This is a genomic window from Kitasatospora sp. NPDC127067 (genome assembly GCF_042724755.1).
Lineage (GTDB): Bacteria > Actinomycetota > Actinomycetes > Streptomycetales > Streptomycetaceae > Kitasatospora > Kitasatospora lactacystinica.
On record NZ_JBHXEM010000031.1, the window covers coordinates 12985 to 29839 of the forward strand.

The 16855-nt window shown below is 75.4% G+C and carries 13 protein-coding genes; 4 read left to right on the plus strand and 9 right to left on the minus strand.

The annotated features are described in order from the left end of the window. The first annotated feature begins 293 nt into the window (after nt 1–293). The gene (locus tag ACFWJ4_RS15695) at nt 294–1733 is read left to right on the plus strand and encodes a GuaB1 family IMP dehydrogenase-related protein (RefSeq protein ID WP_359898712.1); all 1440 of its coding nucleotides are present in this window, start codon (nt 294–296) and stop codon (nt 1731–1733) included. Here ACFWJ4_RS15695 and ACFWJ4_RS15700 read toward each other — a convergent pair. Further along, complete coding sequence (locus tag ACFWJ4_RS15700; RefSeq protein ID WP_380543919.1) at nt 1694–2590, minus strand: DUF5995 family protein; 897 nt, start codon at nt 2588–2590, stop codon at nt 1694–1696. The two genes, ACFWJ4_RS15695 and ACFWJ4_RS15700, sit on opposite strands and share 40 nt — an antisense overlap. Nucleotides 2591–2787: 197 nt before the next feature. Here ACFWJ4_RS15700 and ACFWJ4_RS15705 point away from each other — a divergent pair, with 197 nt between their 5' ends. Continuing rightward, entirely contained in the window at nt 2788–3618 is an 831-nt protein-coding gene (locus ACFWJ4_RS15705; protein WP_380544056.1) for a poly-gamma-glutamate hydrolase family protein, read from the plus strand. A 90-nt stretch (nt 3619–3708) separates the two neighbouring features. Here the strand turns inward: ACFWJ4_RS15705 and ACFWJ4_RS15710 are convergent, their stop codons facing one another. Together ACFWJ4_RS15710 and ACFWJ4_RS15715 are read right to left on the minus strand one after the other, a co-directional pair. Next, nucleotides 3709–4098, minus strand: a complete 390-nt coding sequence (locus tag ACFWJ4_RS15710) for a DUF3224 domain-containing protein (RefSeq protein WP_380543922.1) — start codon at nt 4096–4098, stop codon at nt 3709–3711. A gap of 161 nt (nt 4099–4259) precedes the next feature. Beyond that, nucleotides 4260–5351 (minus strand): PP2C family protein-serine/threonine phosphatase, encoded by a 1092-nt coding sequence (locus ACFWJ4_RS15715; protein WP_359898707.1) that lies wholly within the window; start codon nt 5349–5351, stop codon nt 4260–4262. Between the two features lie 261 nt (nt 5352–5612). Here ACFWJ4_RS15715 and ACFWJ4_RS15720 point away from each other — a divergent pair, with 261 nt between their 5' ends. Then, nucleotides 5613–6590 (plus strand): pseudouridine synthase, encoded by a 978-nt coding sequence (locus ACFWJ4_RS15720; protein ID WP_380543924.1) that lies wholly within the window; start codon nt 5613–5615, stop codon nt 6588–6590. Between the two features lie 28 nt (nt 6591–6618). Here ACFWJ4_RS15720 and ACFWJ4_RS15725 read toward each other — a convergent pair whose 3' ends face one another. The 3 genes from ACFWJ4_RS15725 to ACFWJ4_RS15735 form a co-directional block, all read right to left on the minus strand. Further along, nucleotides 6619–7023, minus strand: coding sequence for a nuclear transport factor 2 family protein (locus tag ACFWJ4_RS15725; protein ID WP_380543927.1), 405 nt, complete (start codon nt 7021–7023; stop codon nt 6619–6621). Between the two features lie 156 nt (nt 7024–7179). Beyond that, nucleotides 7180–10863 (minus strand): SpoIIE family protein phosphatase, encoded by a 3684-nt coding sequence (locus ACFWJ4_RS15730; RefSeq protein WP_380543930.1) that lies wholly within the window; start codon nt 10861–10863, stop codon nt 7180–7182. 82 nt (nt 10864–10945) lie between these two features. Beyond that, a complete protein-coding gene (locus ACFWJ4_RS15735; RefSeq protein WP_380543933.1) occupies nt 10946–12481 on the minus strand; it encodes an MFS transporter in 1536 nt (511 codons plus the stop codon). A 121-nt stretch (nt 12482–12602) separates the two neighbouring features. On the opposite strand from ACFWJ4_RS15735, the gene ACFWJ4_RS15740 reads away from it, so the two are divergent. Beyond that, nucleotides 12603–13148 (plus strand): winged helix-turn-helix transcriptional regulator, encoded by a 546-nt coding sequence (locus ACFWJ4_RS15740; RefSeq protein WP_380349656.1) that lies wholly within the window; start codon nt 12603–12605, stop codon nt 13146–13148. 125 nt (nt 13149–13273) lie between these two features. Here the strand turns inward: ACFWJ4_RS15740 and ACFWJ4_RS15745 are convergent, their stop codons facing one another. From ACFWJ4_RS15745 to ACFWJ4_RS15755, 3 genes are all read right to left on the minus strand, one after another. Beyond that, on the minus strand, nt 13274–14488 hold the full coding sequence (locus ACFWJ4_RS15745; protein ID WP_380543936.1) for an alpha/beta hydrolase family protein: 1215 nt from the start codon (nt 14486–14488) through the stop codon (nt 13274–13276). 146 nt (nt 14489–14634) lie between these two features. Then, nucleotides 14635–15456: a hypothetical protein gene (locus ACFWJ4_RS15750; protein WP_380543939.1), complete on the minus strand. Its 822-nt coding sequence runs from the start codon at nt 15454–15456 to the stop codon at nt 14635–14637. Between the two features lie 184 nt (nt 15457–15640). Further along, a complete protein-coding gene (locus ACFWJ4_RS15755) occupies nt 15641–16705 on the minus strand; it encodes a serine hydrolase domain-containing protein (RefSeq protein WP_380543942.1) in 1065 nt (354 codons plus the stop codon). Between the last annotated feature and the right edge of the window lie 150 nt (nt 16706–16855).

The following is a 16855-nucleotide window of genomic DNA, read 5'->3' on the forward strand; positions in this document are numbered from 1 at the left end:
CGTTCGCCACGCCCACACGCGTGAAGCCATGCCCGTTACCGCGTGAATGCTACGGGAGCGGTCCGGACCGGGGCGAAAACCGGACGTCGGAGGGGGTCTTTGGATGATCCTCCATGTCTACGCGCGGAGCATTGATCACGGTTTGTGGACAGCCCCAGCAAAGCTCCTCGAACTGGCTTTTGACCCCGCCCTCACGGAGAATCGAATGCTGGGTGCCGGGCGCCCGAGTGCGCTCCGGCGGCATCGCCGCAACCGCACCCGAGGTGTATCCCCCAGCCAGAGAGCCCTTCTTCATGCGCTTCCTGAACGACCTCAAGCCCTCGTACGACCTGACGTACGACGACGTCTTCATGGTCCCCAGCCGTTCCGCCGTGGGCTCCCGGCAGGGCGTGGACCTCTCCTCGAACGACGGCACCGGCACCACCATCCCGCTGGTCGTGGCCAACATGACCGCCATCGCCGGCCGCCGGATGGCCGAGACCGTCGCCCGCCGCGGCGGCCTGGTCGCCATCCCGCAGGACATCCCCACCGAGGTCATCGCCGAGGTCGTCTCCTGGGTCAAGCAGCGCCACCTGGTCTTCGACACCCCGATCACGCTCGCCCCGGGCGCCACCGTGGCCGAGGCCATCTCGCTGCTGCCCAAGCGCGCCCACGGCGCCCTCGTGGTGGTCGAGGACGGCAGGCCGGTCGGCGTGGTCACCGAGTCCGACTGCCAGGGCGTGGACCGCTTCACCAGCCTGGCCGACATCATGTCCCGCGAACTGCTGGTGCTGGACGAGGGCATCGACCCGCGGACCGCCTTCGACAGGCTCACCGAGGCGCACCGCAAGCTCGCCCCGGTCGTGGACGGCGAGGGCCGGCTGGTCGGCCTCCTCACCCGCAAGGGCGCGCTGCGCGCCACCCTCTACACCCCGGCCGTGGACGCGGCCGGCAAGCTGCGGATCGCCGCCACCGTCGGCATCAACGGCGACGTCGCGGGCAAGGCCGAGGCGCTGATCGAGGCCGGCGCCGACGTGCTGGTGGTCGACACCGCGCACGGCCACCAGGAGTCCATGATCAGCGCACTGCGCGCGGTGCGCGGACTGGACCCGCAGGTCCCGATCGTGGCCGGCAACGTGGTCTCCGCCGTCGGTGTCCGCGACCTGGTCGAGGCGGGCGCCGACATCCTCAAGGTCGGCGTCGGCCCCGGCGCCATGTGCACCACCCGGATGATGACCGGCGTCGGCCGGCCGCAGTTCTCCGCCGTCCTGGAGTGCGCCGCCGAGGCGCGCCGGCTCGGCAAGCACGTCTGGGCGGACGGCGGCGTGCGCCACCCGCGCGACGTCGCGATGGCGCTGGCCGCCGGCGCCTCCAACGTGATGATCGGCTCCTGGTTCGCCGGGACCTACGAGTCCCCGGGCGACCTCCAGACCGCCGCCGACGGCCGCCAGTACAAGGAGAGCTTCGGCATGGCCTCGGCCCGTGCGGTGAGCAACCGCACCGCCCAGGACTCCTCGTACGACCGGGCCCGCAAGGCGCTGTTCGAGGAGGGCATCTCGCACTCCCGGATGTTCCTCGACCCGGCCCGCCCGGGTGTGGAGGACCTGATCGACTCGATCATCGCGGGCGTCCGCAGCTCCTGCACCTACGCGGGCGCCGCCAGCCTGGAGGAGTTCCACGAGAAGGCGATCGTGGGCATCCAGAGCGCGGCCGGCTACGCCGAGGGCAAGCCGCTGCACTCCAGCTGGGCCTGATCGCCGCCGGCGCCCGCCGCGCCCGCGTCCGTACCGTCGGCCGTCCGGTTCCTCGCCTCGGGGAGCCGGGCGGCCGCGGCCGTCACGGGGGCCTGCCGCCCGGTGTCCGGCCCGGTGCCCGGCCCGGGTGGGAGCAGTGCTCCGAGCGGGAGCAGCAGGGCGCGGCCGAGCAGTCCGACCGAACCGTCCAGGGCGGCGGCGAAGGCCCGGGCCGCGCCCGGCAGGTACCGCAGCTCCCACAGCGCCTCCACGGCGCTCCAGGCGCCCTCCCGGGCGGCCCCGACCGACCAGACGCCGAGCAGGTGGGGGAGCGGCTCGGCGAGCTCCAGCAGGTCGGGGCCGGGCATCAGCTGCTCCCGGACGGCCGTCTCCACCTCGGCCAGCACCCGGTTGATCCGGTGGTAGTCCTCTTCGACGGCGGCGGGATCGCAGCCCCGGCGGCGGCAGGTGTCCACGACGGCCAGCGGCAGGTCGTGCTGGATGTGGGCGTTCATCCCGGCCAGTGCGAACTGCAGCGGGTGCACTCCCGGGTGGGCGCGCAGCGCGAACAGCGGCCGCCAGCAGGCGGGCGGCTCCCGTCCGGCCGCGTCGGCGGCCACGGCCCGCAGGTAGTACCCGGCGAACACCACGTCCAGCTCGGCCGTCGCCCGCGGGTCGACGAAGCACCCGCGGTCCAGCCGGTCGCGGACCGCCTGCGTCACGGTGAGGTAGATCCGGTTGAAGACCGCCACCCCGTCGGCCGGGGGCAGCTCCGCCCCGATCCGCCGCAGCCGGTCGATCACCCGCCCGACCGCGGCCGTCCTCGTGGCCGCCCGCGCCCCCGCTGCCGTCGTACGATCCACCGCCGTGTCGGGCATGCGCCACCCTCCGATGCCGATCGTGCACTGATCGCATCATCGTGACAGCGCGGGCGGGTGCCCGGTGGACGCAGCACGAGCCCGTCGAGCCGGTGTCACACGGTCAGGCTGATTCCGTCCGTGGCACGGCACGTATTCGGTCATGACGTTGCAGGGGCTTTGCCGTTCCCCCACCTCCTGCCATCATCCCTGCCGTGATCAACCGACGAACCCTCATCGCCGCGTTCGCCGCGGCCCCGGCCCTCGGCACCCTCGGTGCCGTCGTGGGAAGCACCCCCGCGAGCGCCGCCGCCGACCTGTACCCCTCCAACACGGCCCTCTACGCCAGCCCGACCGTGGTCGAGGGCGTGGACTACGGCCGCCGCTACCGCCGGCACCTGATGGACGACCAGAGCCTGCAGGGCCGCACGTCCGTCGTCCGGACGACCGTCATCGCCCCGCACGGCGGCGGCATCGAGGTCGGCACCTCCGAACTCTGCCTGGCCGTCGCCGGCTACCACCCGGCCGACCTCGCGCCGACCCCGGCCGCCGGGCCGACGCACGACTTCTGGATGTTCGAGGGCCTGCGCTCCTCCAACAACAGCGAGCTGCACGTCACCTCGACCCACTGCGACGACGGCGTGGCCCGGGCGATGTGCGGCGGCAGCCTCAACGTGGTGTCGTTGCACGGCTGCACCGCCGCCCAGGCCGGCCTGGAGGCCGGTGCCCAGGCCGTGCTGGTCGGCGGCCTGAACGCCACCCTCCGCCAGTACCTGATGGAGGAGTTCGCGGCGGCGGGCATCCGGGCGGTGACCGCCTCCGGCGAGGAGGAGATCGCGGGCATCTCCCCGGAGAACATCTGCAACCGCAGCCTGCTCGGGATGGGTGCCCAGCTGGAGATGACCACCGAGCTGCGGGCCGCGATGTTCGCCCCGGGCAAGAACACCCGCGCCGACCGGGCGACCAACACCCTGCCGCTGTTCTGGAGCTGTGCGACCGCGGTCCGGGCCGCGATCCGGCGGCTGGAAGCGGGCCAGCCCGTCCTCTGACGGGCCGGCAGCCGGACAGCCGGACAGCCGGACAGCCGGTCGCGGCGCGCGCGGCCGGCGTCAGCCCGGCTCGTACTCCAGGACGTGGCGTCAGCCCAGCTCGTACTCCAGGACGTAGGTGTGGGCGCCGGACCCGTCGACGGTCAGCCGGAACTCCCCGGTGATCCCGGCCAGCTCGCCCGCGCCCGTGCCCGGCACCACGCGTATCGTCGTGCCGGTGGTGTCCCAGGCCGTGTGCTGGAGCACGAACGAGCCTTCGCGCCCGTCCAGTTCACCCGTCACGTGCTCCACCGCGACGTACGAGGCCGGGCTGCCGGAGGGGCCCGTGACGGAGAGCATCCGCACCTCGCTCGCCCCGCTCAGCCCGCCCGTGAAGGTCTTGGCGATCCGGACCCGCCCGAAGGCCGCGCCCTCCCGCTCCTCCGTCTCCACCGGCTCGAACGCGGTGAGCTCGAACGACCCGCTCGCCCTGTTCCCCATGGCACCGTCCCCTCGTCGACCGTCCACTACTGGGCGGCCGGCTCCCCGCCGACCGCGAACCGAGCCTTGCACACCCCACTGACAACCGCGTCCGGGCCGCTCGCCGGAACCGCCGGAACCGCCGGAACCGCCGGAACCGCCGTGCCGCCGACGCGGCCCGGTCACGGCTCCCAGCGGATCGCCAGCACCGCCGCGTCGTCGGCCAGCCCGGTGGCCCCGACCCAGTCGCCGACGTCCTCCAGCACGGCGTCCAGCAGGTCCGCCGGCGAGCCGCCGTGCAGGCCGGGCAGCCGCTCCGCGATCGGGTAGAACCGGCCCCCGGCGTCCCGGGCCTCCGACACCCCGTCGGTGTGCAGGAGCAGGACGTCACCCGGCTCCGGCTCGAAGCGCCGGTCCGGGTACCCGCCGCCGGTGAGCCCGAGCAGCCCCAGCGGCGGCGCCGGGAACGGCGGCTCCAGCTCGCTCACCCGGCCCGCCCGGCGCAGCAGCGGGGGCGGGTGGCCGCAGTTCACCAGCCTCACCGGCCCCCGGTCCGCCGCCACGTCGAGCAGCAGTGCGGTGGCGAACCGCCCCTCGTCCGACGGCCGGGCGGCGAGCGCCGCGTCCAGCCGCTCGGCGAGCCGGCCGGGATCGGGTTCGGTCCGGGCGGCCTCCCGGAACACCCCGAGGACGTCCGCCGCCGTCTCCACCGCCGGCAGTCCGTGCCCCTGGACGTCCGCAAGCAGGATGCGCACCCCGAAGCGGGTCTCCACCACGGCGTACAGGTCCCCGCCGATCCGCGCCTCGGCGGCCGCCGCCACGTACCGCACCGCCACGCGCAACGGCCCGATCCGCTCCGGCGGCGGGCGCAGCAGGGCCCGCTGCGCCGCCTCGGCCACCGTCCGGACCTGGAACAGCTCCCGCTCGCGGGCCGCCACCAGGACGACACTGGCGGCGCTGGCCAGGGTCGAGGCCAGGACGGTGACCGGCACGCTGATCCGGACCGAGAGCGGCAGCTGCGCGTTGGCCGACTCCAGCAGCCCGACGGTGAGCAGCGCCACCGCACCGACCAGCAGCGGCACCCGGGCCCGCCGGGTGGTCGCGCCGGCCAGCACCGGGGCCACCGCGAGCAGTGGGGCCAGGGTGGTTCCGGGCCCGATCGCCAGTGCGGCCACGACGGCGGCGACCAGCAGCAGGAGCGCGCCGTAGAGCAGCAGCCGGGTCCGCCTCGGCAGGTGCAGCGGCGGCACCCCGTCCGGGCCGTCGGCGGTCACGCGTCCTCCAGTGGTGCCGGTCGGTCGCTCCGGCGGGTCGATCCCGGGGGTGGTCCGGCCGGTCGGTCGGTGTGCAGGTCGGTCGGGGCGGGTCGGGTCCGGCCGGGTCGGGTCCGGCCGCACCCCGGTCCGCCGGCCGCCCGGCGTACGGTCGGAGGCCCCCGGCGGAACGAGGGCCTCCGGTCCACTGTCCCTGCCCGGCCCCGGGTCAGCACCTCGGCCGCGGGTCGCGCGCCGGCGCGCACTACGCTGGGCCGGGAGATGAGACGCAAGAGCCGCCGACCGGCCTCCCCCCTTCCGCAGCGCCACGGCGTGGACCCGGTGCACCTCCGGCTGCCGCTCGAAGGCCCCTGGCCGACGGTGCGGGACCACCTGGTGGACCGGCTGCCCGCCGTCCCGGCCGAGCGGATCGACGCGGCCCTGCGGGACGGCGAGATCGTCGGCGAGCACGGCCCCGTCGCCCCGGCGGAGCCGTTCCGCCCCGGCGCCCACCTCTGGTTCCACCGGGACCGGCCCGAGGAGGTGCCCGTCCCCTTCGAGCTGGTCGTGCTGCACCGCGACGAGCACCTGGTGGTCGTCGACAAACCGCACTTCCTGGCCACCACCCCGCGCGGCCGGCACGTGGCCGAGACGGCGCTGTCCCGGCTGCGGCACAGCCTCGACCTGCCCGCGCTCAGCCCCGCCCACCGCCTGGACCGGCTCACCGCGGGCCTGGCCATGTTCGTCGTCCGCCCGGAGGACCGCGGCGCCTACCAGACGCTGTTCCGGGACCGCCTGGTGCGCAAGGAGTACCGGGCGATCGCCGCGTACGACCCGGAGCTGAGCCTTCCGCGCACCGTGCGCAGCCACATCGTCAAGGAGCGCGGGGTGATCGCCGCACGGGAGATCGACGCCCCGCCGAACAGCGAGAGCCGGATCGACCTGCTGGAGCGCCGCGACGGCCTGGCCCGCTACCGGCTGCGGCCGCTGAGCGGGCGCACCCACCAGCTGCGGCTGCACATGTGCGGCCTCGGACTGCCGATCCTCGGCGACCCGGTCTATCCGGTGGTGCTGTCCGAGCCGGCCCCGGACGACTTCCGCGGCCCGCTGCAGCTGCTCGCCTCGACCGTCGAGTTCACCGACCCGCTGACCGGCCGCGAGCGCCGTTTCGAGTCCCGCCGCACGCTGGCCGCCTGGACCGACCCCCAGGGCTGGGCCGACGGTGCCGCGACCGGGTCCCAGGACGTTCACAGCCCCTGAGGGGCGGTCCGCGCGGAGCGGGCCGCGGTCAGGCCAGCAGCGTCCGGGCCACGTGGTCGGTGTCCAGGTACTCGCGGACGGCGGTGATCAGGCCGTCCGTCACGGTGAACACCCCCAGGCAGCGGTTCTCGTACGCGGCGCCGTTGGCGGCCGTGCCGACGGTGGTCCACTCGGCCACCGCCTGCGGGCCGTCGGCGAGGACGTGGGTGAGGGTGATGACCGGCAGGCCGTCGGCGGCGAACAGGGCACCGACCCGGCCGAGGAAGTCCCCGAAGATCTCCTGCTTGCCGTGCCAGGTGCGGGAGAGCGGGAGGCCGCCCGGGTAGCTCCAGGTGGCGTCCTCGGCGAACAGGGCGATCGCGGCCTCGCGGTCGCCCGCCGCGAGGAGGGTGACGTAGTCGGTGACGACGGTGCGGGCGTCGGGGTGCTGCACGGTGGGCTCCTGCGGTTCGTCCGGGCGGGGCCGTCCCGCTCGTGGCACCAGACAACCGCCGGGGCGGCCCGCCGGGCCAACAACCGCGGCGGCGGCCCGACAACCGTCCGTTGTCCATAAAGGCGGGGCGGCCGCCCGGGCAGGTGGGGAGGCCGTTCAGGCGGGTGGGGCGGTCCCCGGGGGCAGCTCCAGCTCGAACCAGACCACCTTGCCGTCCTTGGTCCGGCGGCTGCCCCAGCGGTGCGCGAGCTCGTTGACCAGGTGGATGCCCCGGCCGCCCTCGTCCTCGCTGCGGGCACGGCGGATCCGCGGCACCTCGGACTCCTGGTCGGCGACCTCGACGGTGAGCACCCGGTTGCAGTACAGCCGCAGCTGGGTGGGCGATCCGGCGTGCACCAGGGCGTTGGTGATCAGCTCGCTGGTGAGCAGTTCGGCCCAGTCGGCGAGCGCGTCGAGCCCCCAGGCGGTCAGCGTCTCGCGGGTGAAGCGGCGCGAGTGGGCGACCATGGCGTGGTCCCCGGTGAGCGGGAGGGTGGCGATCCGGTCGGCTCCCCGCGGGCGGACCTGCGCCATGATGACGGCGATGTCGTCCTCGCCGGTGGTCTCGGTGAGCCGGCTCAGGACGGCCTCGCAGGTCTGCTCCAGCGAGTCGCGCCGGTCGGCGACGGTCCGGCAGAGCAGCTCCAGCCCCTCGTCCAGGTCCTGGCCCCGGCGCTCGACCAGGCCGTCCGTGTAGAGCGTGAGGATGCCCTCCTCGGGGAGGGTGAACTCGGCGTTCTCGAAGGCGACTCCGCCCACCCCGAGCGGAATGCCGGACGGCAGCTCGACCAGGTGCGCCCGCCCCTCGGTGTCGGCGACCACGGGCGGCAGGTGCCCGGCGCTGGCCGCGGTGCAGTGGCGGTCCACCGGGTCGTACACCACGCAGACGCAGGTGGCGAACTGGCCCTCGCCGACCGTCGCGGTCGCCTCGTCCAGCCGGTACAGCACCCGCGCCGGGTCCAGGTCCAGGGTGATCAACGTCCTTGCCACCGTGCGGAGCTGGCCCATCGTGGCGGCGGCCCGGATGCCGTGGCCCATCACGTCGCCGACGATCAGCGCGACCCGCCCGGAGGACAGCGGCACCACGTCGAACCAGTCGCCGCCGACCTCGCTGACCACGCTGCTCGGCAGGTAGCGGTAGGCGAGGTCCAGCCCGAGGGTGCGGTGCACCTCCTGCGGCAGCAGACTGCGCTGGAGGGTGAGCGCGGTGTCCCGCTCGCGGCGGTAGAGCCGGGCGTTGTCGATCGCCAGCGCGGTGCGGGCGGCCAGTTCCTCGGCCAGCGAGCGGTCCTCCGGGCCGAACGGTGCCGGGTTGCGGGTGCGGACGAACTCCGCGCCGCCCAGCACGTTTCCGCGCGCCACCAGCGGCACCATCAGGTACGAGTGCACCCCGGCGTCCAGGCTCGGCTGCACCCGGTCGGGCGAGGCGACGATCCGGCGCAGCTCCTCCTCGGTCACCTCGGCGACCAGGATCGAGCGCCGGGTGCGCAGGCTCTGCGCGTACAGGCCGGCCGACTGCGAGGTCTCGCCCACCTCGTCGGCGGCCTCGTGCATGGCGCCGTCCGAGCCGGTGTCGCCGACGGCGACCGCCCGCATCAGCACCGGTCCCTCCGCCGGGACGGCCCCGGGCTCCTCGCCGCTGAGCACCGCCTCGCGCAGGTCCACGGTGACGAAGTCGGCGAAGCGCGGGATCACCACCTCCACCAACTCCCGGGCCGTGCGGTACAGATCGAGCGTGGTGCCGATCCGGTTGCTGGCCTCGTTCAGCAGCGACAGCCGCTGCTGGGCGGCCCACGCCTCGTCCAGCGCCCGCTGCCGGGCGGCGGCCGCGTCGCGCTCGCGGGTGAACAGCAGCGCGTTGTCGATCGAGACGGCCGCCCGCAGCGCCAACTCCCCGGCCAGCGCCACGTCGGCCTCCTCGTAGGGGCGCTCGACCAGGGTGCGGTAGAAGCCCGCCACGCCGACCGGCGTGCCGCGCGCGATCAGCGGTACCGCCATGAACGACTGCACGTTCTGCTCCCGGACGGCGGCCCGGCGCACCGGGTCCTCGGCGAACCAGGCCATGCCCTCCTCGTCCATCCGCGGCACCAGCACCGGCTTGCGGTGCGCCAGGCACCACGCGTACGGCGAACCGGGCAGGAAGCGGTGCAGGTTGCCGGTGCGGTCGATCGGGGACAGGGTCGAGCCGCGCACCGAGTGGAAGGCCATCCGCCGCAGCAGCGCCGAACCGTCCACCGGGGCGGTCGCCTCGCGCTCGCCGCGGACCAGTTCCTCCAGCACCTCCACCACCACCGTGTCGGCCAGCCTCGGCGTCGCGACCTCGGCCAGCTCCTGGGCGGTCTGGGCGAGATCGAGCGTGGTGCCGATCCGGGTGGAGGCCACGTTGACCAGCGCCAGGCGCTCCTGCGCGGCCTTGGCCTCGCGCAGCGCCTGCTGCCTTGCCAGCACCGTCCGGTGCTGGCGCAGATACAGCCGGGCGTTGTCGATCGCGACGGCGGCGCGCGAGGCCAGCTCGTCGCCGAGCGTGATGTCGGCCGCCGCGAAGGACTCCCGCGAGCCGCGCCGCGAGTACACCACCATGCCGAGCGTCGTGCCGCGCGCCACCAGGGGGGTGATCCGCACCGAGCGCGGGCGGTCGCCGAAGAAGGCCTGGCGGCGGCTCTCGTTGAGGCGCTCGCTCAGCGCCGGCAGCTCCCAGGACGGCACCACCACCGTGCGCCCGCCGGTCAGCGCCCGGGCGTACGGGGAGTCCGGCGGCAGCTCGTACACGGCGTCCAGCGGCAGCGCCTCGGCCGGGTACTGGTGGTCGGCGGAGGCGATCGCCAGGCGCCGTACCAGCAAGGGGGCGTCCGGCGGGGACGGTTCGACGCTCCGGCCGGCCACCAGTTCCTCCAGCCCGAACACCGCGCTGATGTCGGCGACCCTGGGCACCATCGCGTCGACCAGTTCCCGGGCGGTCTGCCGCAGGTCCAGCGTGGTGCCGATCGAGGCGGTCGCGTCGACCAGCAGGGACAGCCGCTCCTGGGCGCGGGCCGCCCGGGCGTCGGCGTGGAACCGCTCGGTGATGTCGATGACGGTCGCGCACACCCCGAGCACCCGGCCGCCGCGGTCCCTCAGCCGGAAGTAGGAGGCCGACCAGGCGTGGTCGTGGCTCGGGTCGCCCGGGTTGCGGCCGTGCGCGAGGTCGTCCATCACCGGCTCGCCGCTCTCCAGCACCCGGCGCATCACCGCCTCGGACTCGGGGCCGTTGATCCTGGGCAGCACCTCGGTGAGCCGTCGGCCCAGCGGGCCTTCGACGCTCAGGCCGTTGGCGTCCGCCAGTGCCTCGTTCAGCCGGACGAAGCGCAGGTCGGTGTCGAACACCGCCATGCCCACCGGGGACTGGGTGAAGAACCCGTCGAGGAGGGCCAGGTCGGCCTGGAGCCGGTGCAGCGTGGTCACCTCGGAGGCGACCGCCAGCACCATCGGGGCGCCGCCGGGGCCGAGGATCGGATGGGTGCGGAACTCCAGGTCCACCAGGTGCCCGTCCCGGTGCCGGACCGGGAAGACCCCGGACCAGGGCCGGCCCGCCAGGATCTGCCGGAACAGCTGGAGCACCTCCGGCCGGTGCTCGTCGGAGGTCAGCAGGGTCGCCGCCCGGGCACCCACCGCCTCCTGCGCCGGGTGTCCGAGCAGTGCCTCCGCGTCACTGCTCCAGTGCAGGATGCGTCCGTCGGCGTCGATCAGCGCAGTGGCGATCGGCACCATCAGCAGGGCGTCCTGCCGAGGCTGCCCCGCGCGCTGCGCGTAGTGGTCCACCATGGCCAGAGAACCGTCCCAGAAACCGTCCGGAGATCGTTCCCACCAGCAACTGCCATCTTCGCACGCGCTCCCGGGCGGCCGCTCACCGTGGCAGCGGGCGCTCGGGACGTCCTCCCGGGCCGACGTCGGGTGCGTCACCGCAGGGCCGTGGGCCGGCGGCCGGCCGTGCGGCGTCGGTCTCCGCGCCCGAGCGGGCTTCGGTGGCGCGGGCGGCGAGGGCGAGCAGCGCGCCGGCCAGGCAGAGGGCGGCCGCGACCAGGACGGCCCGGTCGGCGCCCGCCGCCAGGGCGCGGGCCGCCGCCCCGGGGCCGGGCGAGTCGGGCCGGGCGGATCCGGCGACGGCGACCGTGACCGCCACGCCGAGGGCCGAACCCAGGTAGCGGGAGGTGTTGTTGGCGCCGGAGCCCATCGCCGCCCGGTGCGCCGGGACGCTGCCGATCGCCAGCCGGGCCAGGGCCGCGTTGAGCACGCCACTGCCGACGCCCGCGACCGCGAGTCCCGGCACCAGCCGCAGCCAGGACGAGCCGGGCGCGAGCCCGTACAGTCCCAGCTCGCCCGCGCCGCAGACCAGCAGGCCGAGGGAGACCTGGGTGGTGGCGGACAGCCGGGCGGCCAGGCGGCGGGCCTGGAGCGCGGAGACCACCGACAGGCCCGACCACAGGGCCGGCACGCCGGCCGCGGCCGGACCGGACAGGCCGAGCACGCCCTGGAGCAGGGTGGGCAGGTAGCTCATGAAGCCGACCAGCGACAGCCCGGTGAACAGCGCCCCGCCGGTGGCCGCGACGAAGCCGGGCTCGCGGAACAGGGCGAGGTCCAGCATCGGCTCCCGGGTCCTCGCCTCGACCACCGCGAACGCCGCCAGCAGCAGCACCCCGCCGGTCAGCAGTGCCACCGCGGTGGGCCGCCCCCAGCCGTCGCGGCCCTCGGCCAGCCCGGCGATCAGGCAGGAGGTGCCGGCGGCGAGGGTGAGCACCCCGTACGGGTCGAGCGCTCGCGGCCGCTCGGCCCGCGACTCGGTGAGGACGGCGACGGCGAAGCCGGCCACCACGGCCGAGCCCGCCGCGATGCCGCCGCCGACCGCGCGCCACCCGGCCCACTGCTGGACCAGCGCGCCGTACACCGGCCCGACCGCGATGCCGAGGCCGACCGCCGCGCCCCAGACGCCGAGTGCCCGGATCCGGTCGGGCCCGGGCGGGTGGGCGTGGCCGATCAGGCCGAGCGCGGGTGCCAGGACGGCCGCCGAGGCGACGCCGAGGAGCACCCGGGAGGCCAGGTAGACGGCGCCGCCGGGGGCGAGTGCGGCCAGTGCCTCGGCGGCCGTGAACAGCAGCATGCCGAAGGTGAAGACCCGCTTGCGGCCGTGGTCGTCGGCGGCGCTTCCGGCGGTGAGCAGCAGCGCGGAGATGCCGACCAGGGTGCCGGTGAGGATCCAGGTGCGGCCGGCGGCGCCCAGGTGGGCGGCCTGGGCGGTGGCGGCGAGCGAGGCGGTGGGGGCGGTGTACGCGACGGTGGTCAGGGCGGTCGCCGCCGCGGTGGTCGCCAGCGTGGCGGCGGGTCGGAGGCGCGGGCCCGGGGCGGTGGGTGAGGCGGGTGAGGAGCCAGGTGGTGCGGGGGACATGGGTGTTCCCTCCGGGGGCCGGACCCGTTGGTCTGGTGAATGAACCTTCTTCTCGGGCGGCACGCTACCACCGTCAGTCTGTTCATTGAACCCTCAATGGGGGTGGACTAGGCTGACGTCCATGGCCCTGGGAACCGACTACGAGCTGCAGGAGTGCGCACTGGCCCGCGCCCTGGAGGTGGTCGGCGAGCGCTGGAGCCTGCTGATCGTGCGCGACGCGTTCTACGGGGTGCAGCGTTTCAACGACTTCCTCGCCCACCTCGGCATCCCGCGCGCCGTCCTCACCTCGCGCCTCAACGCCCTGGTCGCGGCCGGGGTGCTGCGCAAGGAGCCGTACCAGCGGGCGCCGCTGCGCCACGGCTACCTGCTCACCGGGACCGGCCTCGAACTCTGGGGCCCGCTCTACCAGCTGAGCCGCTGGGGCGGGCGGCACGCCACCGACGGCGGCTCGTACCACCTCTTCGCGCACGCCGACTGCGGCACCGACCTCGACCTGGTCGGCGTCTGTCCCGCCTGCGGCGGCGGGCCCGTCCCGCCGACCGCGGTCGTCATGCGCCCCAACCCCGCCCGCGCCGGCTCCCACCGGGAGGACCCGGTTTCCCGCGCCCTGGTCCGCCCCCACCCGCTGCTCGAACCGATCGCCTCGGCGGCGCCCCCGACTGGCTGACCCGCCGGCCCGAACACCGACGGGCCCGAACACCGACGGGCCCGAACACCGACGGGGCCGCCGGCGTCGCGCCGACGGCCCCGCCCGGGCCGCTGTCACCCGGGAGCGGCGACCGGGGACAGCCCTCAGGGGGTGAAGCGCACCTCCGGGTTGGCGGCGCTCGGCCCGTCGAGCAGCGGCTGCGGGACGCCCTTCAGCTGGAGGTCGAAGAAGGCCCCGACGTACTGCCGGGTGAGCGCGAGGGCGCGCCCGCTCCCGAGGGTGGTGTACGGGCCCTTGGGGAGGCCGAGCCCCTCGATGAAGACCGGGAGGTCGGTGAAGCTGCCGTGGTCGGAGCCGTCGACGGTCAGCAGGCGCTTCCAACCGTCCAGCCGGGCCCAGCTCGTGACCCAGGACGGGTCCTCGGTGCCGTCGGACAGCGGGTGGCCGATCATCATGAACGGCTTGCCGCCGAGGCCGGACTCGGGCACCAGGTAGTGCATGGTGCCGTCCATGTTCACCCCGGCCCGGATCCGGTCGTCGGTGAGCAGGGCGGGGACGGTGGAGGCGCCACCGGCGGAGTGCCCGGCCATGCCGATCCGGTCGCGGTCGATCAGCCGGGCGTAGCGCCAGGCCGGGTGCGGGCGGTCGGTCAGCCGGTCGATGACGAAGGAGACGTCCTTCGCCCGGCCCGCCTCCAGGCGTGCCGCGGCTTCGTCGCCGACGACGGTGCCGCACGCCGCGCAGGGGAGCGTCCGCCCGTCGGGGAAGGTGGTGCCGGTGTTCTCGTAGGTGTGGTCGATCACCGCGACGACGTAGCCGTGACTGGTCAGGTCCTCGGCGAGGCCGCTGAGCGTGGCGCGCGGCATGGTGAAGCCGGGCGACAGGACCACCAGCGGGTAGTGGCCGCCCTGCGGGCGCGCCCCGGACTCCGACCACGTCCGGGCTCCGGACACCGCCTCGGTCGGGATGGTGTTGCCCGCCACCTTTCCGTCCAGCAGTGCCCGGGCGGCCGCGGGCGTCATGTACGGGGCGGGGGTGCCCGTCCCGGCGTGCGCGGGGTAGTACATCGAGACCATCAGCTGACGCGGACCGGAGGCGGGCACCCACGGGTCCGGACGGTTCCGGTCCACCAGGTGCAGGACCTCCTGCCCGACCGCGTACGGCCCGGTCGGGCGGGGGAGTTCGATCCGGGCGGCGGCCCGGTCGGCCGGGCCGGCGGCAGTGAAGACGGCAGTGTCGGCGGCCGCGGTGCCGGAGTTGACGGGCGGCGCGGCCAGGGCCGGCGCGGCGGCGGCGACGGACAGCGATAGTGCGAGCAGCAGGGCCGCCGCGGCGGCGGTCGTACGAAGTCGGCTCATGCCAGCGACGGTAGGTCGTGGGCAAGGGAACTGACGTCCACTCAGCGGCGTACTGATCCCTTCCGGGAAGGGCTGCCGGCGCCCCTTAGGGGTGGGCGCCGGAAGGGCGGGCGGGTGCCCGCCCGACGGCGGTCGACCGACGGGGGTCAACCGGCGGCGGCCGCCCGGAGGTCCTCCAGGAAGTCCGCGGCCGCACGGGCGTTGGGCACCGCGAGGGCCAGCGGGAGACCGGCCGAGTGGGTCCGGATCTCCAACTCGCCGAGACCGGACGCCCGGGCCGAGCGCACCTCCGCCCACCGGTGGGCCTCCGTCGCGGCGAGCGGGTGCGGCGGCCGGTGGACCAGCCCGCCGGCCGTCACCGTCAGCCGCCCCCGGACGAAGCGCACGCTCCCCTCGGTGCGCAGCGTCTCGTGCAGCGCGGCCCGGAACCCGGGGGAGAGGCGCTCCTCCAACTCCCGGAACAACGCGCCCAGGCCGCGCAGGTACGCCAGCTCCAGCGGCTCGTCCGCGCCCGCCGGCCATATTCGCCCGTGCTCGGGCACCCCGCGCGGCCCGCCCGGGGAGTACTCGGTGGCCTCCACGGCGCCCCAGGGCAGCGACCTCTCCCCGCCCTCGGCCGGGACCAGCACCAGCCCGCCCTCGTGGACCCGGACGGAGCGCAGCCCGGGCGCGGGGCGCAGCCGCTCGTACCCGCTCACCGCCACCACCGCGGCGGCGGCCAGCACGGGTGAGGGCCACCACCCGCCGAGTGCCACGCAGACCGCCACGGAGACGACCACCCCGCAGGAGTGCAGCCACACCCGGGCCGGCCAGGACAGCGGCCGGCACCTCCGGTGCACCCGCACCACCGGGCCGAGCCGACCGGCACCACCGCTCGTCCCGGTGGTGGTGCGGGAAGCGCCGGTCGCACCGGCCGAACCGGATGCGCCGGCCGACCGCACGCGCGTCGGCGACCACGTCACCGCCATGGCGACCCCCTCTCACTCGGCGGAATCCCCCGTCGGAACCGCGACCGCCGGATCCCAGCATCAACCGCTCGTCGCCGCTGGCGACAGTGCCAATCGGCACCTTTTGGCCCGAATCGGCCCCGCCATCATCGCGCCCCGGCCGGGGCCGCCCACCGGCGGGGGTGCGAACGGGGCGGGCCCGCCCTCACCCCGCCGTCGCGAACCCGTTCTGCAGCCCGCGCAGCAGCGCCGTCCCCGCCGGATCGGCCGACCGGCGGGTGTTGACCAGCACCACCACGCCCACCTGCTTCTCCGGGTCGAAGGCGACGAAGGAACGGAAGCCGCCCGTGCCCCCGTTGTGCCAGATCTGGAGGTGCCCGCCCTGCTGGGCGCGCAGCCGGTGCCCGAGCCAGCCCAGGTGCGTCCAGGCGAACGGGTTGACCCGGTGGCGGGTCTCCCGGGTGAGGGCGATCGCCGGCGACAACGGCGCGTCCGGCTCGCGCGCGGCGGCCAGTTGGGCCCGCAGGAACACCGCCAGGTCGGCGGCGGTCGAGCGGAGCCCGCCCATGCCGGGCACGGCCGCGAAGGTCCAGGGCGGCACCGGCCGGCCGCCCGGCGTGTGACCGTGCGCCAGGCGCGCGGACCGTTCCCCGTCCGGCCGCAGACCGGTGTCCGTCAGGCCCAGCGGCGCACCGACCTCGCGCGCCACCAACTCCTCGTACCCGAGGCCGGACCGCTGCGCGAGGGCCAGGCCGAGCAGGCCCGCGCCGAGGTTGGAGTAGCGGAATCCACGCCCGGGCGCGGACCGCAGTCGCGTCCGCGCGAGCCCGTCGAGCACCCGCTCGGCGGTGCAACCGGCGTACGGATCGGGCATGTTGGGGGACAGCAGCGACTGCAGCGCCATGCCCCGGGGCAGTCGGGGGAGCCCCGAGGTGTGGGTGGCGAGGTGCCGCAGGGTGATCGGTTCCCGGCCCTTGGCCGGGACGACGGCACGACCGCCCGAGGGCCCGGTGAGCACCTCGGCGAGCGGGTCGTCCAGCCGGACCGCACCGTCGAGGGCCAGCCGCGCGAGCACGAGCGAGGTGAACACCTTGGTGACGGAACCTATCTCGAACAGGGTGCGGGGCCCGGGCACGCCACCACCCGGACCGGTCCGCCCGGCGCCGCGGATCTCCACGTCACCGCGGGCCAGCCCGGCGACCACCGCGCCGACGTGGCGGCTCGCGAGCCGGTCGGCCGTCTGCTGCACGAGGCAGGCGAGTTCGTTCATGGTCGCGAGCCTAGACACCCTCACCGGCCGGATCGTCCGCCCGGAAAACGATATCGACCCCCGCCGGTGCTCCCGCAGGCGTACGTCCGCCGGTGCTCCCGCAGGCGTACGCCCGGCAGTGGCCCGCACGCCGGCGACGTCCTCGACCCG